Below are 19,866 nucleotides of genomic sequence, written 5' to 3'. Positions count from 1 at the left end.
TTTGATTTCTCAGGAAACGATCAAACAAGCGGACGAAGGAAGCGCCGCAGCTTTGCTGGCGCCTCAATCGACGCAGTAACGCACGGTATGCGCTTCCATCGGCAGCGGGATTTCCCAGTTCCACAGCATCGATTGCAGTTTCTTGTTGCTGAGCGAGGTGTCGCGCTGGCCGTTGCGCCGCAGTAATTCCTTGCGCGGCTGCTCCAGGTACACGAGTTCCACCTGCGCATGGTATTTATAGAGCAGGTTGAGCGTCTTTTCGCGCATCAGCTTGGACAGATGGGTGGCGTTCCACACGAACGGCTCACCCTTGCGCAACAGTTCGCGCGCCCGCTCTTCCGCATAGTCGCCCACCTGCCCCTCGTTCTTGCCGTGCTTCAAGCCCAAGGCCATCCGCGCATCGTCAAACGAGACGACGGGCAGGCGCGGATGGTGCTTGTCCACCCAGGTATTCTTGCCCGATGCGGGCAAGCCCGACATGACGATCACGTGCGAACCGGATTCCTGAAACAGCGGGTAGTCGGGATGCGCCTCGGCGCCGCGAAAATATTTGACGCGCGTGTGATCGTCGACGAAGACCCTGCGCTGGCCATAGCAGCCTTCCTCGCGCGCCAGTTCGCGGAACAGCTCGATGGCATCCAAAATGCGCTGCGGATCGGGGCAGACGCGGCCGCGGATATCGGCTTCTGCCAGCATGGCCAGCAGGCGGATATCGACTTGCCACGACAGTTCGCGCACGGTAAATTCCGGCGTCACGCCGCGCCGCGACGTTTCCAGCGCAAAGAACGGCACTTGATGGACGTTAATCAGGCGGCAGATTTCCTCGCGCACGGCAAACGGCACGTCGCAATCCCACAGGGCGATGCGCGCATCGAGGGCGCCCTTGCGCGAGTGGCCGGGCTGGCCGATGGCGCCTGTCACCGGGTCGATCACCGTGGTGCTGCACTTGGCCACGTCGTGCAGCAAGGCGGCGAGGAACACGATTTCCTGCTGCGCCCGCGTGGCTTGCTGATAGTCGGGCATGGCCAGCAGCGCTTCCACCACCATCATCGTATGCGTCCACACGTCGCCTTCCGCGTGGTAGACGGGGTTTTGCGGCGTCGTCTTCGCCAGTTCCAGTTGCGGGAAGGCGGCCAGGCAGGCATTGAAATCGGGCGACTGGCCCGCCGGCGGCACCAGTTGCTGCAGGGTTTTCCAATTCATCATTTCGTACTCCTTGAGAATGCTGCCAGTTCGTCGAGCGACTGGCAGGTGTGCAAGCCCAGGCTCTCCCACGTCACCAGCGGCTGCGGCGCGTACAGGTCGACGCCGTCGGCCAGCTGGTTCGGGATCAAGGGCCGCGCGCTGTGGTGCGAACCGCTGTCGAGGATGGTTTGCGTAAAGTCATGCCGCACCAGCTTGTAGCGGGCCAGCACTTGCTCGTCGTCTTCCACCTTCAGGTACAGGCCTTCCGCGTGGTCGGACTTGTCCGTCTGCTTCCAGCACAGGTCCAAAGGCAGGCGTTCGCGCGCCACCACGCCTTCGAAGGCGTCGCGCCACAATCGGGACTTGGCCAGCGAATGGCGCAGCAGCTGCCACAGCTGCTTGGGCGAAGTCGGCATCAATCCCGCATACAGCACGGGCACGGACAGCACGGGCGAGCCGGCCAGCATGGCGTGGCGGCGCGCCGTCGACAAAAACATCTGGCTGCGGCGGCAATACACGTCGAACTCGTTGAAGTAATGGGGCAAGCGGTCGTAAAACACGGAATGCTTGCTGTAAGACCATTCGCCAAACAGCACATACTGGTCTTCCAGCAAGCCCAGCAAGGCGTGTTCATGCGCATGGGCCCACGGTTTGAGCAGGTTGAACTGGCGTTCGCTGCCGCCGCCCGCCAGGTAATGGCCGCGCGATTGCAGCAGCACCTCGCCCGCATCGCTGAATGACACGGCGGAGTTGGCGCCATCGATTTTTTCCTCGATGACGACGTACCGGCCTGCCAGCTTTTTCAGCGGCATCTGGTCGGAACCGTCATCGCCGTCCTGCAGGCGCGAGCCTTCCAGGTGCGGCGTGCGCGGGTATTTGAATAAGGGCAAAGATTGTAAAAACATAGCGTCCCACGCCGCGTTCACCGGGGCGTGTCCATACAGGGTCAGGGGTGCTGACGACGTGTTCGGGCGTGGACGATCAAGACCTGGGTCTCGGATACGTGTGCGGAGGGAGCAAAAACAGTGCCGCAGCAATCGGGGGCGTCAACGCGCCGAACGATGCTGCAGAGAGCATTTCGTCAGCGTTAGCAGGTGATGGCGAAGTAGCGAGGCACTTTTGGCTCCAATAAGGAAGAGGTTCGAGAAAGAACCGCGAATATAAAGGCTGTTTGATTATTTTGCAAGTGGCGCAGCCTATTGTGCGCACGCTTGTGCATGCCCCCGCTTTGCAATCCGCACGAAGTTTGCTAAGCTGGCGGCACTTCCTGTCGCTGCTGCGTGGAAAACAAACATGGCCCTTGCAAAATGGCCGTGCATTCGTTATTTCCGGAGCAGAATCGTGTTTCCCCTATCCAGATTACAAAAAGCCCTGCGCCGCCAGGGTATCGCTGTCGCCTATGCCGACGGCATTTATACACTCAGCAATCCGCACGCCCAGGCGTCCGTGCTGCTGCCCCACAACTTTCCGCTCGAGGAAAAAGCCGTGCGCCAGTTGATGGAATTTGCCGCCGTCGCCGTACCGGGCCAGGATGGCCATGTCTGCAAGGCGTGCGCCACGCCCGACTTCCACCCTGGCAGCATTGCGCCCGTGGGCAGCATCGTCGCCACCAGCCCCGACATGGTGATCCCCGCCATCCCCGGCACGGACATCGCCTGCGGCATGCGCCTGATCACGACCGGCTTGAGCCTGGCCCAGTTCGAGGCGCGCAAGCCGCAACTGCTCGCCAAGCTCAAACATGTGCTGCTGGAAGACGGCCGCAACGTGCCGCTGCGCTCGAAGGCGTTTGCCGCCCTGTTCGACGTGGGGCCGGAAGCCTTCATCGACAGCCTGCACAATGAGGGCTTGTGGCCACGGGTCGACAAGGAACGCCTGTTGCGCGAGCTCGACGATTGCATCGCCCTGCGCGAACTGGGCGGCGGCTTGCGCCATGCGCCCGAAGCGCTGGTGGGCACGCGCGAAGTGATACGCGACCCCAGCCTGGGCACCACGGGATCGGGCAACCATTTCGTGGAAATCCAGCTGGTCGACGCCGTCATGGACCGCCACGCCGCGTACCGGCACGGGCTGGTGCCGGGCGAAGTGGTCGTCATGATCCACAGCGGCAGCCGCGACGTGGGCTTTTTCGTCGGCAGCCGCTGGATGGACCGCGCCAAAGAGGCATGGCCGAAAGGCCTGCGCCACCCGCAGTCTGGCCTGTACGGCTTGACGGGCGAACTGGCCGGCGAATACATGGACGCCATGGGCGTGGCCTCGCGCTATGCCTGGGTCAATCGCATGGTATTGGCCGAACTGGTGCGCGACAGCCTGTCGCAAGTGTATGCCCAAGATCAGTCCCGTCTGGTGGTGGACGTGCCGCACAACGTCATCTTGCGCGAACACGGCATGAACATCCACCGCAAGGGCGCCACGCCGGCGCGCGCAGGCGACCTGGCGCTGATCCCCGGCTCCATGGGCGATTATTCCTATGTGGCGACAGGCATGGGCAATCCCGACTGGCTGTGGTCGTGCTCGCATGGCGCGGGGCGCAGCATCCGCCGCCAGGCCATGCGCGCCATGCGGCCCACGGTGGGCGGCGACGAGATGGCGTTCCAGTGCGTGACCCTGCGCGAGGAACGCCGCGTCGAGGAAGCGCCGATGGCCTACAAGAAGATCGGTCCCGTCATCGCCGCGCAGGAGGAAGCGGGCTTGCTGCAATCGGTGGCCCGACTGAAACCCTTGTTGACGTTCAAGGCCTAGGCCTGCAGCTGCGGCACGGCCGCCGCCATCAGCGAAATGCCGATGGCGGTCAGCACGGCAAACGCGATGCGGCGCATGCCGCGCTGGGCGATCGGCGGCGGGTAGCGCTTGCCGGCCATGGTGGCAAGCACGCCGACTGGCAGGGCCAGCGCGCACAGCAGCAAGACTTTCGCATCGAGCTGGCCCTGGCTGCCCGCCATCAGCGAGCGTCCGCCCGCGCTGATGGCGAACAGGAAGATCAGGCTGTAGCGGATGGTGGTCAGGCTCATTTCCTGACGATAAAACTGGTACACGAGGGGCGGGCCGGCCAGCGAAAACAGGCCCGAGAACAGGCCGCCGCACACGCCGCTGATGAAGAAGCTGCGCCTGTCGGCTGCGCCGGGACCGGGCGGCGCCTGCAGCAAAATGCTGACGCCGCCATACACGATGGCCGCGCCCAGCAGCAGCTTCAGCAAGGGCGCATACGCCTGGTCCAGGTATCCCAACAGCAACACGCCGGCCGCCATGGCTGGCAGCAAGCCGATGCTGGCCGCACGGATGGCGCGCCAGTCCAGGTGGTGCAAGGCGCCCGGCAAGGCCACGAGGCAATTGGCCAGGGACAATAAACTGACGAGGGCCGCCAGCGCGGGCACGGGCGCCAGGCCCAGACCGCTGGCCACGCCCATGACGATCATGCCCAGGCCAAAGCCCGTGACGGTCTGGAAATACGTGCCGGCGGCCACCACGCCCAGCAGCGCCAGCACGGGCAAGCTGAACAACTCAGCGCCCACCCTGGGCCTGCACGGCCGTCACCGCAATCACGTTATACACATCGTCGGCGCTGCAGCCGCGCGACAAATCGTTGGCGGGCTTGTTCAAGCCTTGCAGCAAGGGGCCGATGGCGACGGCGCCGCCCATGCGTTCGGCCAGCTTGTAGCCGATATTGCCCGCGTCCAGGTTCGGAAACACCAGCACATTCGCGCGTCCATTCACCACGGAATCCTTGACCTTGCGCTGAGAAATCTCGGCCACGATGGCCGCATCGAGCTGCACGTCGCCATCGATGGCCAGCAGCGGACGCTGGGCCTTGACCCGGTCCGTGGCCGCATGCACCTTGTCGACGGCCGCATGGTGGGCGCTGCCGCTGGTGGAAAACGACAGCATGGCCACGCGCGGCTCTTCCATCAGCAAGGCTTGCGCGCTGTCGGCGGCGGCCATGGCGATGTCGGCCAGTTCCTCGGCCTTCGGGTCCACGACCAGGGCGCAGTCGGAAAAGATGAAGCCGCCCTTGAGGCTGTGAAATGGTTCGCACAGCATCATCAGGAAAAAGCTCGACACGAGCTTGAAGGCCGGGTCGACGCCGATGATCTGGATGGCGCTGCGCACCACGTCGGCCGTCGTGTGCACGGCCCCCGCCACGCAACCGTCGGCGTCGCCCAGTCGCACCATCAGGTTGGCGTAGCACAAGGGATCCTGCACGGCGATGCGCGCCTGCTCCACCGTCATGCCCTTGGCCTGGCGCAGCACAAACAATTGCTGGGCATAGTGTTCCGACTCGTCGGACGTGGCCGGGTCGACCAGGCGCACGGCATCGAGGTTCAGCCCGTGCTCGTGCGCCAGGGCCAGGATGGCGGCCGGCTTGCCGACGAGGGTGATATGCGCCAGCCCTTCGCTGGCCGCCCGCGCTGCCGCCTGCAGCACGCGCACATCGCCGCCCTCGCACAGGACGATGTTTTTCGGCACGGCGCGGGCTTGGGCGATGATGCGGTGCAGGGCTTTCATGGGTACTCCAGTTCGGTAAAAAAAGTGCCGGAACCACGCAAGCATAAAGATGGCTCCGGCACATAAAACCCGGCAAGCCGGGGTCATACAAGGATCGGTCAGGGTGATGTCGGATTACGCCGGGCTTTCGCCCGGCTAATCCGACCTACGCCAGCACCACGCGTCAATTGCGTAGGTTGCGTAGGTTGGGTAGGTGGGATTAGCCCAAAGGGCGTAATCCAACAACACCAGCAACTCAAACATAGTCTTTATATTTATCCAGATGACGAATTGGTTTACTCAGCGCATCGCGGCGGAAGGGGTCGCCCAGCTCGCGCGTGCACATGATTTCGATGATGGTGGTCTTGCCTTCATTCATCTGCATGTCGATGGCCTTTTTCAGGGCCGGACCCACGTCTTCCAGCTTGTCGACCGTGATGCCTTCGGCGCCCATGGCCCGCGCGATTTCCGCAAAGCTCTGGTTGTCGAGTTCTCCGGCCACGAAGCGGCGGTTGTAGAAATCCACCTGGTTTTTCTTTTCCGCGCCCCACTGGCGGTTGTGGAACACCACGGCGGTAACGGGAATATTGTGGCGCACGCAGGTCATCGTTTCCATCAAGCTCATGCCCCAGGCGCCGTCGCCCGCATACGACACGGCCGGACGATGCGGCGCCGCCACTTTCGCGCCGATGATGGTCGGGAACGCATAGCCGCAATTGCCAAAGCTCATCGCCGCAAAGAAGCTGCGCGGCTTTTCAAAGCGCAGATAGCTGTTGGCCACCGAATTGATGTTGCCGATGTCGGTCGACACCATCACGTCTTCCGGCATGGCTTTTTCCAGCTCGCGCAAGACCTGGCGCGGGTGCAGGTAGTTGCCCGGCTCTTTCTTCTGCTCCTCGATCATGTCCAGGCTGTACGCATCCTTTTCATGGGTCCAGTTGGTCAACTCCTCTTCCCACGCGGCCTTCTCGGCCTGCACGGTGGCATAGCGTGCTTCGCGCGTGGCGTCGCAGTCCAGCGTCTTGCCATCGAGGCGGGCAATAATCGCTTTCGCGGCCGCCTTGGCGTCGCCGCAAATGCCCACCGAAATCTTTTTCACGAGGCCCAGCATCTTGTTGTCCGCGTCGATCTGGATGATCTTGGCGTTCTTCGGCCAGTAATCCATGCCGTGCTGCGGCAAGGTGCCGAACGGTCCCAGGCGCGAACCGAGGGCAACGACGACGTCGGCCTGGGCGATCAGTTTCATGGCCGCCTTCGACCCCTGGTAGCCGAGCGGGCCGCACCACAGCGGGTGGCTGGCGGGGAAGGAGTCGTTATGCAGATAGCTGTTGACGACGGGGGCACCGAGGCGCTCGGCCAGGGCCTTGCATTCCTCGATCGCTTCGCCCATGACCACGCCGCCGCCCGAGATAATCACGGGGAACTTGGCCTTGGCCAGCAGTTCGGCCGCATCGTTGAGGCTTTGCTCGCCGCCGGCGCCACGGTCCAGGCGGTTCGGCTTTGGAATTTCCGCCTTGATCTCGCCATAGAAATAGTCACGCGGAATGTTCAGTTGCGTCGGGCCCATCTCCGACATGGCGCGGTCAAAGCAGCGGCCCGTGAATTCCGCCATGCGGGCGGGATTCGTCACGTGCCCCTGGTACTTCGTGAACTCCTCGAACATCGGCAGTTGGTTCGCTTCCTGGAAGCCGCCCAGGCCCATGCTCATCGTGCCCGTTTCCGGCGTGATGATCACGACCGGGGTGTGCGCCCAGTAGGCGGCGGCAATCGCCGTGACGCAATTGCTGATGCCGGGGCCGTTCTGGCCGATGACGACGCCATGGCGGCCCGAGACGCGGGCATAGCCGTCGGCCATGTGGCCGGCGCCCTGCTCGTGCACGACGGGAATCAAGCGGATGCCGGCCGGGGCGAAAATATCCATCGGGTCCATGAAGGCCGAGCCCATGATGCCGAACATGTCGGTCACGCCATTGGCGGCCAGGGTTTCCACGAACGCTTCGGAAGGCGTCATCTTTTGCGGGCCCACTGGAATGGCAGCGGCGGCGGCTTTTTGGTCGGACAAATCGGTCATGGCTCAGTCTCCTTACGGTTTTATGAAAAATCGGTATATTTTGTTCCGATATTTGAAATACGTGTTCAATTTAACGGTTGCGAAATGCGCTGTCAATGAAAATTCATGAAAAATCGGACTGTTTCATTCCTGAATCCGGAATCCGTGACTTTGACCCACTGCTGAAACAACAATGGCGGGCTATCCGCAACAGACAGCCCGCCATCGATGCGTCCTGCGCCGCGCCTTAGAACTTCAGGCGCATGCCGGCCGTGAAGGCGCTCGAGTTATGGCCAGGCAAGGGCACGCTGCCCCCGCTCGATGCGTCACCGACGAAGTTGGTGCCTGCACCATCGTTGCTGATGCGGCCGTACGAGGTGTACAGATTCGTCCGCTTGGACAAGGCATACGTGTAGCCGATGGCCAGCTGGCGCCCGCCGCGGCGCGCGTTCGTGCGGTCATCCTTGCGGATGTACGAGGCCATCACGCTGCCCGCCGCGCCCACGGGGGCCGACGCGCCCAGCATGTAGTTGCGGAAATCCGTGCCCGCATCGTCCTTGTCCGTCTCATACGCGGCGAGCAGCTTGGCGGGGCCGAAGTCGTAGGTGCCGCCCAACAAGGTCACTTTCGCCGTGTTCAGCGGCGTATCCTTGCGGTTGTCATGCGCCAGGGTCAGCACCAACGGGCCGTTGGCGTAGTCGATGGAAAAGTCGATGGTGCGGCCCAGGGTGTTGCTGTCCGGTTTTTCGCCCAGGCCATACATGATCGAGGCCGACAGGCCCTTGACCTTCGGCGTCTCGTACATGATGGAATTTTTCGTGCGCAGGCTGGCCACGCTCATCAGGTTGATCGAGGCGCCCGTCATGCCCGTCTCGAACGGATCGATATTGTCCAGCGCGGTGAACAGCGGGTTGTGCTGCAAGCCCAGGTTCACGGCGCCGAAGCCGCCGGACAGGCCCACGTAGGCCTTGCGCCCGAACAAGGCGCCCTGGCGGTTGGCGCCCGTGTCCACGTCGAGGCCATTTTCCAGCAAGAAGTTGGCTTTCAAATTGTTGCCCAGGTCTTCCGTGCCCTTGAAGCCGATGCGGCTGCCCGACTGCACGCCGGTGGCCAGCTTGGTGACGGAACCGTCCGCGCCGCCGTGTTCGGACGTCAGGCCCGCGTCGAGCAAGCCGTACACGGTGACGGACGATTGGGCGCTGGCGTTGCCGGCAAGGAAGGAGGCCAGGATGGCTGCCGCTACGAGTGTGTGTTTCATGTCATCTCCAGGTATTGTGGTTTTTATAAACGCTTGAAACGATAATCAACTACGGTGCTACAAACTTGGCTCAGGCGATCAGCCCGGCCATCGGCGACGAGGGCGACGCGCTCATGACGCCTGCTCTCCGGGGCATGCGTCCGGCCAGGTAAGCCTCGCGTCCACCCTGCACTGCCAGTTCCATGGCGCGCGCCATGCGTATCGGTTCGCGCGCCGCCGCGATGGCGGTATTCATCAAAATGCCGTCGCAACCGAGTTCCATGGCGATGGCCGCGTCCGACGCCGTGCCCACGCCGGCGTCGACCAGCACGGGCACCGTGGCTTGCTCGATGATCAAGGACAAGTTCCACGGGTTCAAAATACCCATGCCCGAGCCGATCAATGACGCCAGCGGCATGACGGCGATGCAGCCGAGGTCTTCCAGCATGCGCGCCTGGATCGGGTCGTCGCTGCAATACACCATCACCTGGAAGCCGTCGCGCACCAGCTCCCCGGCCGCCTTCAAGGTTTCCGGCATGTTCGGGAACAGGGTCTTTTCATCGCCGAGCACTTCCAGCTTGCACAGCGGGTGTCCGCCCAGCAGCTCGCGCGCCAGCTGCAGGGTGTAGACGGCGTCACGCGCGTTGTAGCAGCCGCCCGTGTTGGGCAAAATCGTGTATTTCGATGGCGGAATGAAGTCGAGCAGATTCGGCTCGCCCTTTTCCTGGCCGATGTTGACCCGGCGGATCGTCACGGTGACGATCTCGGCGCCGCTTTCCTCGATGGCGAGGCGCGTTTCCTCGAAATCCTTGTATTTTCCAGTCCCCACCAGCAGGCGCGACTGGTAGGTGGTGCCGGCCAGGGTCAGGCCGGTCGATGGTTGGCTGGGGGTGGCGTCGTCTCTCATCGTGGTGCTCTCCTAAGTTGAACCAAAGCGGCCTCGTGCCAGGGGGCTTCGCCGCAAAACGCAAAATCGACTTCCGGCCGCCGTCCCGACACGAGGTCGGCGAGCGCCCTGCCCGCGCCGCAGCCCATGGTCCAGCCCAGGGTGCCGTGGCCCGTGTTGAGGTAGAGCTGGCGGTAGCGCGTGGCGCCGATATAGGGAACGTTCGACGGTGTCAGGGGGCGCAAGCCGGCCCAGTAGACGGGGTCGCTGTAATCGCAGGCGTGGGGAAACAGGGCCTGCACGCGGCGGGTGATGGCGGCGCAGCGCACGGGGTTCAGTTCGCGCGTGTAGCCGTTCAGCTCGCACGTGCCCGCCACGCGCAGGCGCTCGCCAAGGCGCGAAAACACCAGTTTGTGGCCGTCGTCCGTCAGCGAGACGGACGGTGCGCTGACGGAGTCGAGAATAGGATAAGTGGCGGAATAACCTTTGCCCGGATACAGCATCAATCGGATGCCCAGCGGCTGCAGCAGGGGCGCGGAAAAGCTGCCCATGGCCACTACCACGGCGTCCGCGTGCTCGAGGCGGTGGCGCCCGTGCGCGTCGATGCATTCCGCGCCGGTGACGCGTTCGCCATCGGCCAGCAGCCGCGTCACGGTGGTGCCGTACTGGAAATCCACGCCGGCCCTGGCGGCGCGCGCGGCCAGCGCCGTGGTAAACAAGTGCACGTCGCCCGACTCGTCGCTGGCCGTGAAGTCGCCGCCGACGATCTGGCCGCGCGCGTGGCGCAAGGCCGGTTCCAGGCGTATCACCTCATCGGCGCTGACGGTGTTGCGCGGGCAGCCCAGTTCGCGCAAGAGCGCGGCGCCCATTTGCGATTTGTCAAACTCCTGCTGGTCCGTATAGAAATGCAAGATGCCCCGCTGCAGGTGGTCATACTCGATGCCCGTCTCGCGGCGCAGCGCCTGCAAACTCTGCCGGCTGTACTCGGCCAGGGCGACGATCTGGCGCATATTGCGCGCCACCCTGACCGGCAGGCATTCGCGCAGGTAGTGCAAGGCCCACTGCCATTGCAACGCGTCCAGGCGGGGACGGAACAGCAGCGGCGCATCATCCTTGCCCAGCCATGTGAGCACCTTGCGCAGGGTAGCGGGATTGGCCCACGGTTCCGCATGCGAGACGGAAATCTGTCCGCCGTTGGCGAAGCTGGTTTCCTGCGCCGCGCCCGCCTGGCGCTCGAGCACGCGCACGTCGTGGCCCGCCTGGCGCAAGTACCAGGCCGATGCCGTGCCGACCACGCCGGCGCCGAGTACGAGGATCTTCATGGCGGGCCCGGCTCGCTTAGCGCGTCAGCAGCACGGCGATGGCGACGAAGGCGGCGATCCACACCGTTTCCATCACCAGCATGATCACGGGACGCCAGCCCAGCGAGGCCAGCGACTGGAACGACGTTTTCACGCCCAGTGCGGCGATGGCGATGACGAGGCAGGCGCGCGAGGCATTGTTGATCCAGCCATTCACTTCCTGCGGAATCAGGCCCAAGCTGTTGGTAATCACCAGCCAGACAAAGCCGATCAGGAAGAAGGGCACGAGCGGCGGCGCATCGACCTCGCTCTTGCCATCCTTGCGCTTGAACATGATCGACAAGCCCAGCACGACGGGCACGAGACAGGCGACGCGCGTCAGCTTGACGAAGGTGGCCACGTCGCCCGTGTGATTGCTGACCAGATAGCCCGCCCCCACCACTTGCGCCACATCGTGGATGGTGCCGCCGATGAACACGCCCGCTTCCGTCGGGTCAAAGCCCAGCAGTTTGACCAGCAGCGGGTAGACGATCATGGCCAGGGTGGACAGCGACGTCACGCCCACCACGGTGAGCAGCGTGAATTTTTCGTTTTCCTTGGTTTGCGGCAGCACGGCCGAGATGGCCAGCGCAGCCGACGCGCCGCAGATGGCGACGGAACCGCCGGACAGGATGCCTTCCGTGATGGGGCGTTTCAGCCACCTGGCCAGCAGATAGCCGAAACCCAGAGTGGCGATCAGGCCGCCGACGACGATCAATAAGGGCGTCACGCCGACCGAGGCGATCTGGTTGAAGGTGATGCGCGCGCCCAGCAGGGCCACGCCGGTGCGCAGCAGCACCTTGCTGCAAAACTCGATGCCGGGCTTGCAGGTGGGATCGGACGCGAGGAAGTGGAAGGCCAGGCCGAAGAACAGCGCGTACAGGAGCTGGGGGCCGCCGTAATTGCTTGAAATAAAGGTGGCCGACAGGGCGATCACCAGCGCGATGGCTACGCCGGGCCAGCTGCGCAGCACGGCGCGGGGACGCCAGATGGCGACTGCGGACGACAGGTAGGGAATGTTCTTGTCGACAACGCGTGTTATCGCTGAGGAGTTGGTTTTCATGCGGGTCCGCTCATAATGTTTTAAAAATTGGGACATTTCATCTCGTTTTTTAATAATACACGATGAGCTAGCGAAGTCCATGCTTTTCCATGAAAATCGAAACCGGATGTTCCGGAAACTGACGTTTTTTATTTTTCACCCCTGTAAACGACGAGCGGCGCGGCCCTTTCGCAGGGACGCGCCGCCGTTGCTGGAGCTTGAAAGATTACTTTTTGTTCAGACGGGTAATCAGGCTGGACGTGTCATAACGGTTGCCGCCCGCTTGCTGCACTTCGCCATAGAACTGGTCCGTCAAGGCCGTCACGGGCAAGTCGCTGCCGTTGCGCTTGGCTTCGGCCAGGCAAATGCCCAGGTCCTTGCGCATCAGGTCGACGGCGAAACCGAAGTCGAATTTGCGTTCGATCATGGTCTTGCCCCGGTTTTCCAGCTGCCACGACTGCGCCGCGCCCTTGGAAATCACGTCGACGACGAGCGCCGCATCGAGGCCCGCGTTTTCCGCGAAGGCGATGCCTTCGCTCAAAGCTTGCACGAGGCCGGCGATGCAGATCTGGTTGACCATTTTTGTGAGCTGGCCCGAACCGGACGCGCCCATATAGGTGACGGCGCGCGAAAACAGGGCGATGACGGGTTCGGCGCGCGCATACGCTTCCGCGTCGCCGCCCACCATCACCGTCAGCTTGCCGTTTTCCGCGCCCGCCTGGCCGCCGGACACGGGCGCGTCGAGGAAGAACACGCCCTTCTCTTTCGCCGCCGCGTGGATGGTGCGCGCCGCTTCTGCCGAGGCCGTCGTATGGTCGATCAGGATGCTGCCCGGCGCCATGGCGGACAGCAAACCGCCCTCTTCCAGGATCACTTGATACAGGTCGTTATCCTTGCCGATGCACGTAAACACGAACTCGGCGCCCGCAGCGGCGGCGGCCGGCGTGGCGGCGCTGCTGCCCTTGTGCTGCTCCAGCCAGGCGGCCGCGCGGGCCGGGTTGCGGTTGTACACGGTGACGTCGTGTCCGCCCGCCGCCAGGTGGCCTGCCATAGGGAAACCCATGACGCCCAAACCGATGAATGCCACTTTTGCCATATTGTCCGTCCTGTCGATGTATGAATCCGATTATTGTTGCACAAACAGCCGCCGTCGGCAGCCTCAAGGCGCGGGTGGCCGCCGGTAATACAGGTCGAACTCTTCCTCGCCATCGGGCAAGAAGCCGTGACGCACATAGAAGCGGTTCGCCTCGCTGCCGCGCAAGGCGCCCACGCGCACACTCTTGCGGACCGCATCGGCCTCGGCAAACACGCGCGCCAGCACGGCCGCGCCCATGCCTTGCCGCTGGCATGCGGGCGCCAGGTAGAGGTGGTCGAGCAATAGATAATCCGCTTGCGGCCGCAACACATAAAAGCCGGCCAGCGCGCCGCTTTCTCGCAGCTGCCAGGTAGATGCGGGGTCGAACGTGGCCAGGAAACGCTGGCGCGCCCGCTGCGGGTCATAGCGGCCGATGCGTTCCAGGCTGTCGCGCATGGCGGCCACGCGCAGGCTGGCCAGCGCTTCGCCATCGGCCAGGCTGGCAGGAACGAAGGTCAGCATGGCGTCACAGCACTGCGCGCAAGGCCGACATCAACGCGGCGCATTCGCCCTCGTTGCCGATGCTGATGCGCAAATACTGGCTGATGCGCGGTGCATTGAAATGGCGCACGATCACGGAGCGGGCGCGCAAGCCGGCCGCCAGTTGCGCCGCGTCATGCAGCGGGTGGCGGGCAAACACGAAGTTGGCCACCGACGGCAGTACCTCGAAGCCCAATGCCGTCAGGTCCGCCGTCAGCTGTGTGCGGCTGGCGATGACGGCCTGGCGCGTCTGCTGGAAATACGCTTCGTCATGCAGCGAAGCCACGGCGCCGGCCAGGGCCAGCCGGTCCAGCGGATACGAGTTGAAACTGTTCTTCACTCTTTCCAGCGCCTCGATCAGGTCAGGGTGGCCGAAGGCACTGCCCACGCGCAAGCCGGCCAAGGAGCGCGATTTCGAGAACGTCTGCACCACCAGCAAGTTCGGATAACGGTCGACCAGGGCCACGGCGCTCTCGCCGCCGAAATCCACATACGCTTCATCGACCACCACCACGGCGTCGGGATGGTCGCGCAGCAGAGTTTCCACGCCGGCCAGCGGCAAGTCCACGCCCGTCGGCGCGTTGGGATTGGGGAAGATGATGGCGCCGCACGGCCCCCGGTAATCTTCCGGGCGGATGCGCATGGATTCGTCGAGCGCGACCGTGCGGTATGCGATGCCGTACAGCTTGCAATACACGGGATAGAAGCTGTAGCTGATGTCCGGGAACAGCAGCGGCGCATCGTGCTTGAGCAAGGCCATGAAGGCCAGCGCCAGCACTTCGTCGGAACCGTTGCCGACGAACACTTGCGCGCTGTTCAAGCCGTGGTAGTCGGCCAGGGTTTGCTTCAGTTCGCTGGCCGTGGGATCAGGATATAAGCGCAGGCTGTCGTTACTGGCGTCGCGCAGCGCGGCCAGCACCTGCGGCGATGGGCCGTAGGGGTTTTCGTTGGTGTTGAGTTTGACCAGGTCGGGCAGTTTCGGCTGCTCGCCCGGGACGTAGGGGGTCAGCTCGCTGACGATGTTGCTCCAGAATCGGCTCATTAGTTTTATTGGTGGGGGCAGGATGGGGATACGGTAGATTACCATAGGGTGAGCGGGGTCAAGGCGGGCGCCATCGGCGAGAGGTAGCGTGGACAGCATCGGCATCGGCCCCAAGCGAAGAGGACGTGGCATGAACAGCATGCACAAGCTGAGCGATACGCAGGTGCGGCATGGCGCGCTGACGCAACAGTCACGCCAGCGCAAGATCGAGGCATGGATGCGGGTTGCTACCAGCCTCGGCGAACAGATCACCGTCGAATTGCAGACTGCCACGGGTCAGCTACAGGGCGAAGGAGTGGCCGACTTGCAGCGCGTGACGGGGCTGGCGCAACGCCTGGCAAGCAATAGCAAAGCCATGCGCGATACCCTCGGGACACTGTTTGACAGCGGTGAAAAAAGCGAGGAGCATGCAGTGACAAGCATGGAGGATTGCGCCATGGACGAGCAAGTCAACGCACTGGGAAAAGACATGGCTGGTGTGAAGCTGGACGTTGCTGATTTGAAGGTTGATGTGGCTGGCATCAAGGTGGATGTGGCTGGCGTGAAAACGGATGTCACTGGCCTCAAGGTGGATGTTGCTGGTCTGAAAACGGATATCGCTGCTCTCAAGACCGATGTCGGCGTTCTCAAGACGGATGTCAGTGGCTTGAAACTGGACCTCGCTGTGGTGCGCTCCAATTATGCGACCAAGTCAGATGTGGCTGAGGCGAAGTCGGCTGTCATTCTGTCGTGCGTGGGGACGATAATTGCTATGTCGGGCGTGGCGTTTGCGGTGGCCAAGCTCGTGCACTAGCTTGCGGTAGTGGGGACGCTGGCTTTCAAAGTCTGAATGGAGGAAAAAACGCCTTGCGCTGCGCGCTTTGGGCGGTTTTTTCTACCTGCATTGATACGTTGGTGGTTTTTTGGCGTTGCGGGTATAAAAAAAGCTCCCTCGCGGGAGCTTCTCTTATGTATTCTGGCGGAGAGGGTGGGATTCGAACCCACGGTACGATTTAACGTACGCTTGATTTCGAGTCAAGTACATTCGACCACTCTGCCACCTCTCCGTTTACTGCGGTCTATTCATTCAAACTGGCATGCCTGTTTGAACGAGGCGCTATTTTAGCATGGGTGTTGTTGGGTTGGGTAGGGGGTTTATCGCTAATCTTGCTCATCAAAGCAAAAACCATATGGGCGGTTTGGGGAGCCCCGTACAAGGCGCAGCTCGCCTTTGTAGACGCCGCCTTGGCGCACGCGTGAAAATCAATTGGACGATTCGGGGAGCCTCGCGCGAGTACGCGCTCGTCTTCGAATCCCACGCGCAAGGCGCGCAGGCGCCTTGCTCCTCTTCGCCGCCACAAATAAAAAAAGCTCCCTTGCGGGAGCTTTCTCTATTTGTTCTGGCGGAGAGGGTGGGATTCGAACCCACGGTACGATTTAACGTACGCTTGATTTCGAGTCAAGTACATTCGACCACTCTGCCACCTCTCCATTTGCTGCGGTCTTTCCTCGCATTGCTGCGAGAAGGCAAGATTATAGCAGCCGCTTGAAAAAATGGAAGGACTATTTTAGGCCTTCCATTCATCCGGCTGCCCTAAGCTTTCAGGCCTTCAGATGCGTCAGGCCGCCCATGTACGGGCGCAGCACGGCCGGGATCTCGACGCTGCCGTCCGCTTGCTGGTAGTTTTCCAGCACGGCGACCAGGGTGCGGCCCACTGCCAGGCCGGAGCCGTTCAGGGTGTGCGCCAGTTCCGGCTTGCCGGCGGCGTTGCGGAAACGCGCCTGCATGCGGCGGGCCTGGAAGGCTTCGCAGTTCGACAGGGACGAGATTTCGCGATAGGTGTTTTGCGCCGGCAGCCACACTTCCAGGTCGAAGGTCTTGGTGGCGCCGAAACCCATGTCGCCCGTGCACAAGGACATCACGCGGTATGGCAGACCCAGGCGTTGCAAGATCGCTTCCGCGTGGCCAACCATTTCATCGAGCACCTGATACGAGGTATCCGGGTGCACCACTTGCACCATTTCCACCTTGTCGAACTGGTGCTGGCGGATCATGCCGCGCGTGTCGCGGCCGTAGCTGCCCGCTTCCGAGCGGAAGCATGGCGTGTGGGCCGTCATTTTCAGGGGCAATTGATCGAGCGCCAGGATTTCATCGCGCGCGATGTTGGTCAGCGACACTTCCGACGTGGGAATCAGGTAGAAGGTCTCGCCCTCGCCTTCCGCGCCGCCTTTTTTCACCGAGAAGAGATCGGCTTCGAATTTCGGCAGCTGGCCCGTGCCGCGCAAGGAATCGGCGTTCACCATGTACGGGGTATAGCATTCCGTGTAGCCGTGCTCGTCCACGTGGGTGTTGAGCATGAATTGCGCCAGTGCGCGGTGCAGGCGGGCGATGCCGCCCTTCATGACGGAGAAGCGCGAGCCGGTCAGCTTGGTGGCCACTTCGAAGTCCAGGCCCAGCGGAGCGCCCACGTCGACATGATCCTTGACTTCGAAATCGAAGGTGCGCGGCGTGCCGACCTTGCGCACTTCCACGTTGCCCGACTCGTCCGTGCCCAGGGGCGAAGATTCATGCGGCAAATTCGGCACGGCCATGATGAAATCGCTCAGCTTGGCTTGCACCAGGGTCAGGGCCGCTTCATCGGCTTTCAGCTCATCGCCCAGGCCGGCCACTTGCGCCATCACGGCCGAGGTGTCTTCCCCCTTGCCTTTCAACATGCCGATTTGCTTGGACAGCGCATTGCGCTTGCCCTGCAGCTCTTCGGTGCGCGTCTGGATCGCCTTGCGTTCGGCTTCGAGGGCGGTAAAACCTGCCACGTCGAGCTGGAATTTGCGCGTCGCCAGGCGTTCTGCGACGGTGGCGATGTCTTTACGGAGAAGTTGGATATCTATCATGGGTGGATGGCGGTGCCGATGTATCGAAAGCACTCATTGTACCAAGACCCGTTCAGTTCTCTATGAGTTTTGCATACGCTCTGCCATCGTCATGGCGGCATGCCTGGACACTCGCGCCCGCTTTACATTTTCCGCTTGGCTTATTGCTTAAATGAACGCGGCTTTTTCGGCAGCGGTCAGGCGGCGGGCGCTGACGGTAACGACGGGCATTTTCGCGTCCACGGCTTGAGCGATGACATTGCTGCTGGCGCTCACTTCCACGGTATTCGCGCCGGCGGTGGCGAAGCTGGCGCCGATGGCGATGATGGCGGCGGCGACGAAGGTGATTTCCATGTTTTTCAGTGCGTGCATGATGTAACTCCTGGTTGGTTTGTTCATTTAACTGCGCTTGGTATGGTGGTACTTTAGCCAACGGCCGCGAACAACGACACCGGCTTGCGACCAGCGGCGAAAAACAGGGAGCGAACGGTGAAAAACGGGGACTGAAGGGAAAACAAGGGAATGAACAACGCCTGACAAAACCGTAGCGAGCGGCAGTGATTTGTGGCTAAGAAGCGCAACCGTGCTAGAGCACGGTGAGCATCGCAGGCCGCAAAGCGCGCCGCGCAGTAGGTTTTGACAGGCGTTCTACAAGGCGTCCTTAACGAGATGGCCCAGGCGGCCGATCGCCTGCTCGATGCGCGGCGTCCACGCATTGCCGCAATTGAGGCGCAGATAATTGCCGAACTTGCCCGAGGCCGAGAACAGCTGGCCCGGCATATACGCCACGCCGTCCGCAATCGCCTGGCCATGCAGAGCCAGCGCATCGACTTGTGGCGGCATCTGCACCCACAACACGAAACCGCCCTGCGGCTCGGACAGCATGCACTCAAGCGGAAAGCTGGCCGCCACGGCGTCGGACATGCGGGCGATGCGCTGGACCAGGGTGCGCCGCATCTTGCGCAGCTGCTGGTCGTAGCTGCTGCCTTCCAGAAAATCGGCCAGCACGGCCTGGAAGAAATGGCTGGTGGCGCCGCTCGACACGGTTTTCAGCAAGGCCACTTCCTGCGCGAAACGCCCGGCCAGCACGTAACCGACGCGCGACGCGGGCGTGATCGCCTTGGAAAACGAGGAGCACAATAAAACGTTACCGCTCGTATCGTAAGCCTTCACGGGCCAGGGACGCTGCGACGCGAAACACAGGTCGCCATACACATCGTCCTCCACCAACGGAATATTGAATTCCGACAGCAGGCCCGCCAGGCGCTTCTTGTTTGCTTCCGGCATGACGCAGCCCAGGGGATTATTTGCGTTCGGCACGAACAGACAGGCCTGCACGAGGCCGGCGCGCAAGGCCAGCTCGAGCGCGTCGAGCGACGGCCCCGTCTTCGGGTCCGTGGGAATTTCCAGCGCCTTCATGCCCAGGCTTTCGATCATCTGCAGCAGCACAAAATACGTGGCAGACTCGATGGCGATGGTGTCGCCCGGCCTGGCGACGGCGCGCAGACACAGACTGATCGCTTCCGTGCAGGAATTCGTCACGACGATTTCCGTCGGATCGAGCTTGCCCCAGTCCAGCGCGCGGCGCGCCACCTGGCGCAGGAAATTGCCTTCGCTGACGTCATAGCAGCTGACCTTGCTGAGCAGAACAGGATCGCGCCGCGCCACCGCGCTGATGGTGCGCTGCATGCGCTTGATCGGCAATATTTCGTCAGGCGGCCAGGCCGTGCCCAGCTGCACGATGCCAGGTGTCTCGTTCTCCTTGAGCACGCGCATCAACAGGTTGTTGATGCCGACAAAGGCCGGCTCCTTCAGGTGCTGGGCGTCGGCGCTGCACGGGCGGCGTGGCGCCCGGTGGCGCACGAAATAGCCGGACTGGGGCCGCGCATCGACCTGTCCCCGGTCTTCCATCAGGCGCAAGGCTTGCATCACCGTGCTGACGGAAATGCGCTTTTGCTGCGCCAGGTGGCGGATCGACGGCAGGCGGTCGCCGGGCGCGAACACGCGCGCGTCGATCAAAGCACCCAGCTCGTTGGCCAGGTGCTCGTACAGATTCAAAGGCGCATTCATATTCATCCCTTCAGTATGCGGCTGCCGCACGCGGCACGCACAGATACAGTTGCCCGATTTTTTGACAAGC

General features: G+C 62.7%; 17 protein-coding genes and 2 tRNA genes. 2 read left to right on the top strand and 17 right to left on the bottom strand.

Annotated features, from left to right (window positions below):
• Positions 1 to 63: 63 nt before the first annotated feature.
• Both ACQ4W4_RS11930 and ACQ4W4_RS11925 read right to left on the bottom strand, forming a co-directional pair.
• Positions 64 to 1,206: an AAA family ATPase gene (locus ACQ4W4_RS11930; protein ID WP_436542187.1), complete on the bottom strand. Its 1,143-nt coding sequence runs from the start codon at positions 1,204 to 1,206 to the stop codon at positions 64 to 66.
• Positions 1,203 to 2,090 (bottom strand): RNA ligase family protein, encoded by an 888-nt coding sequence (locus ACQ4W4_RS11925; RefSeq protein ID WP_436542186.1) that lies wholly within the window; start codon positions 2,088 to 2,090, stop codon positions 1,203 to 1,205. The genes ACQ4W4_RS11930 and ACQ4W4_RS11925 overlap by 4 nt, the downstream gene beginning before the upstream one ends.
• 436 nt (positions 2,091 to 2,526) lie before the next feature.
• Here ACQ4W4_RS11925 and ACQ4W4_RS11920 point away from each other — a divergent pair, with 436 nt between their 5' ends.
• A complete protein-coding gene (locus tag ACQ4W4_RS11920) occupies positions 2,527 to 3,924 on the top strand; it encodes an RtcB family protein (protein WP_436542185.1) in 1,398 nt (465 codons plus the stop codon).
• On the opposite strand, the gene ACQ4W4_RS11915 is transcribed toward ACQ4W4_RS11920, so the two are convergent.
• From ACQ4W4_RS11915 to hisC, 10 genes are all read right to left on the bottom strand, one after another.
• The gene (locus ACQ4W4_RS11915; RefSeq protein WP_436542184.1) at positions 3,921 to 4,682 is read right to left on the bottom strand and encodes a TSUP family transporter; all 762 of its coding nucleotides are present in this window, start codon (positions 4,680 to 4,682) and stop codon (positions 3,921 to 3,923) included. The genes ACQ4W4_RS11920 and ACQ4W4_RS11915 overlap by 4 nt on opposite strands.
• Before the next feature lies 1 nt (position 4,683).
• Positions 4,684 to 5,685 (bottom strand): phosphate acetyltransferase, encoded by a 1,002-nt coding sequence (gene pta / locus ACQ4W4_RS11910; protein WP_436542183.1) that lies wholly within the window; start codon positions 5,683 to 5,685, stop codon positions 4,684 to 4,686.
• Positions 5,686 to 5,920: 235 nt separating this feature from the next.
• Positions 5,921 to 7,735, bottom strand: coding sequence for a sulfoacetaldehyde acetyltransferase (xsc, locus tag ACQ4W4_RS11905; RefSeq protein ID WP_436542182.1), 1,815 nt, complete (start codon positions 7,733 to 7,735; stop codon positions 5,921 to 5,923).
• Between the two features lie 226 nt (positions 7,736 to 7,961).
• Entirely contained in the window at positions 7,962 to 8,972 is a 1,011-nt protein-coding gene (locus tag ACQ4W4_RS11900) for a porin (protein ID WP_436542181.1), read from the bottom strand.
• A gap of 70 nt (positions 8,973 to 9,042) precedes the next feature.
• Positions 9,043 to 9,858 (bottom strand): thiazole synthase, encoded by an 816-nt coding sequence (locus ACQ4W4_RS11895; protein ID WP_436542180.1) that lies wholly within the window; start codon positions 9,856 to 9,858, stop codon positions 9,043 to 9,045.
• Positions 9,855 to 11,159: a D-amino acid dehydrogenase gene (locus ACQ4W4_RS11890; protein WP_436542179.1), complete on the bottom strand. Its 1,305-nt coding sequence runs from the start codon at positions 11,157 to 11,159 to the stop codon at positions 9,855 to 9,857. Before ACQ4W4_RS11890 ends, ACQ4W4_RS11895 begins: the two co-directional genes overlap by 4 nt.
• A 16-nt stretch (positions 11,160 to 11,175) precedes the next feature.
• Positions 11,176 to 12,240, bottom strand: a complete 1,065-nt coding sequence (locus tag ACQ4W4_RS11885) for a YeiH family protein (protein WP_092718840.1) — start codon at positions 12,238 to 12,240, stop codon at positions 11,176 to 11,178.
• Positions 12,241 to 12,445: 205 nt separating this feature from the next.
• Positions 12,446 to 13,315, bottom strand: a complete 870-nt coding sequence (locus tag ACQ4W4_RS11880; protein WP_436542178.1) for an NAD(P)-dependent oxidoreductase — start codon at positions 13,313 to 13,315, stop codon at positions 12,446 to 12,448.
• Positions 13,316 to 13,378: 63 nt separating this feature from the next.
• On the bottom strand, positions 13,379 to 13,816 hold the full coding sequence (locus ACQ4W4_RS11875) for a GNAT family N-acetyltransferase (protein ID WP_436542177.1): 438 nt from the start codon (positions 13,814 to 13,816) through the stop codon (positions 13,379 to 13,381).
• Between the two features lie 4 nt (positions 13,817 to 13,820).
• Positions 13,821 to 14,876: a histidinol-phosphate transaminase gene (gene hisC / locus ACQ4W4_RS11870; protein WP_436542176.1), complete on the bottom strand. Its 1,056-nt coding sequence runs from the start codon at positions 14,874 to 14,876 to the stop codon at positions 13,821 to 13,823.
• 130 nt (positions 14,877 to 15,006) lie between these two features.
• On the opposite strand from hisC, the gene ACQ4W4_RS11865 reads away from it, so the two are divergent.
• Positions 15,007 to 15,669: a hypothetical protein gene (locus ACQ4W4_RS11865; RefSeq protein ID WP_436542175.1), complete on the top strand. Its 663-nt coding sequence runs from the start codon at positions 15,007 to 15,009 to the stop codon at positions 15,667 to 15,669.
• Positions 15,670 to 15,832: 163 nt separating this feature from the next.
• On the opposite strand, the gene ACQ4W4_RS11860 is transcribed toward ACQ4W4_RS11865, so the two are convergent.
• The 5 genes from ACQ4W4_RS11860 to ACQ4W4_RS11840 all read right to left on the bottom strand — a co-directional run bounded on the left by ACQ4W4_RS11860 (position 15,833) and on the right by ACQ4W4_RS11840 (position 19,796).
• Positions 15,833 to 15,922: transfer RNA gene (locus ACQ4W4_RS11860), tRNA-Ser, on the bottom strand.
• A gap of 334 nt (positions 15,923 to 16,256) precedes the next feature.
• Positions 16,257 to 16,346, bottom strand: a tRNA-Ser gene (locus ACQ4W4_RS11855).
• A 111-nt stretch (positions 16,347 to 16,457) separates the two neighbouring features.
• Positions 16,458 to 17,747 carry a serine--tRNA ligase gene (gene serS / locus ACQ4W4_RS11850; RefSeq protein ID WP_436542174.1) on the bottom strand — a complete coding sequence of 430 codons (1,290 nt, stop codon included), beginning with the start codon at positions 17,745 to 17,747 and terminating at the stop codon, positions 16,458 to 16,460.
• 147 nt (positions 17,748 to 17,894) lie between these two features.
• The gene (locus ACQ4W4_RS11845; protein ID WP_152253237.1) at positions 17,895 to 18,098 is read right to left on the bottom strand and encodes a hypothetical protein; all 204 of its coding nucleotides are present in this window, start codon (positions 18,096 to 18,098) and stop codon (positions 17,895 to 17,897) included.
• Positions 18,099 to 18,374: 276 nt separating this feature from the next.
• Complete coding sequence (locus ACQ4W4_RS11840; protein ID WP_436542173.1) at positions 18,375 to 19,796, bottom strand: aminotransferase-like domain-containing protein; 1,422 nt, start codon at positions 19,794 to 19,796, stop codon at positions 18,375 to 18,377.
• Positions 19,797 to 19,866: the final 70 nt, after the last annotated feature.

Source organism: Janthinobacterium glycogeni (assembly GCF_051380725.1).
GTDB lineage: Bacteria > Pseudomonadota > Gammaproteobacteria > Burkholderiales > Burkholderiaceae_D > Janthinobacterium.
The sequence above is the reverse complement of the archived record's forward strand: the minus strand, read 5'-3'. Positions and strand labels throughout refer to the sequence as shown.

Coding starts and splice junctions, on each gene's coding strand:
- ACQ4W4_RS11930 (WP_436542187.1), bottom strand. CDS start 1,206: ATGATGAATTGGAAAACCCTGCAGCAACTGGTGCCGCCGGCGGGCCAG.
- ACQ4W4_RS11925 (WP_436542186.1), bottom strand. CDS start 2,090: ATGTTTTTACAATCTTTGCCCTTATTCAAATACCCGCGCACGCCGCAC.
- pta (WP_436542183.1), bottom strand. CDS start 5,685: ATGAAAGCCCTGCACCGCATCATCGCCCAAGCCCGCGCCGTGCCGAAA.
- xsc (WP_436542182.1), bottom strand. CDS start 7,735: ATGACCGATTTGTCCGACCAAAAAGCCGCCGCCGCTGCCATTCCAGTG.
- ACQ4W4_RS11900 (WP_436542181.1), bottom strand. CDS start 8,972: ATGAAACACACACTCGTAGCGGCAGCCATCCTGGCCTCCTTCCTTGCC.
- ACQ4W4_RS11895 (WP_436542180.1), bottom strand. CDS start 9,858: ATGAGAGACGACGCCACCCCCAGCCAACCATCGACCGGCCTGACCCTG.
- ACQ4W4_RS11890 (WP_436542179.1), bottom strand. CDS start 11,159: ATGAAGATCCTCGTACTCGGCGCCGGCGTGGTCGGCACGGCATCGGCC.
- ACQ4W4_RS11885 (WP_092718840.1), bottom strand. CDS start 12,240: ATGAAAACCAACTCCTCAGCGATAACACGCGTTGTCGACAAGAACATT.
- ACQ4W4_RS11880 (WP_436542178.1), bottom strand. CDS start 13,315: ATGGCAAAAGTGGCATTCATCGGTTTGGGCGTCATGGGTTTCCCTATG.
- ACQ4W4_RS11875 (WP_436542177.1), bottom strand. CDS start 13,816: ATGCTGACCTTCGTTCCTGCCAGCCTGGCCGATGGCGAAGCGCTGGCC.
- hisC (WP_436542176.1), bottom strand. CDS start 14,876: ATGAGCCGATTCTGGAGCAACATCGTCAGCGAGCTGACCCCCTACGTC.
- ACQ4W4_RS11865 (WP_436542175.1), top strand. CDS start 15,007: ATGAACAGCATGCACAAGCTGAGCGATACGCAGGTGCGGCATGGCGCG.
- serS (WP_436542174.1), bottom strand. CDS start 17,747: ATGATAGATATCCAACTTCTCCGTAAAGACATCGCCACCGTCGCAGAA.
- ACQ4W4_RS11845 (WP_152253237.1), bottom strand. CDS start 18,098: ATGCACGCACTGAAAAACATGGAAATCACCTTCGTCGCCGCCGCCATC.
- ACQ4W4_RS11840 (WP_436542173.1), bottom strand. CDS start 19,796: ATGAATGCGCCTTTGAATCTGTACGAGCACCTGGCCAACGAGCTGGGT.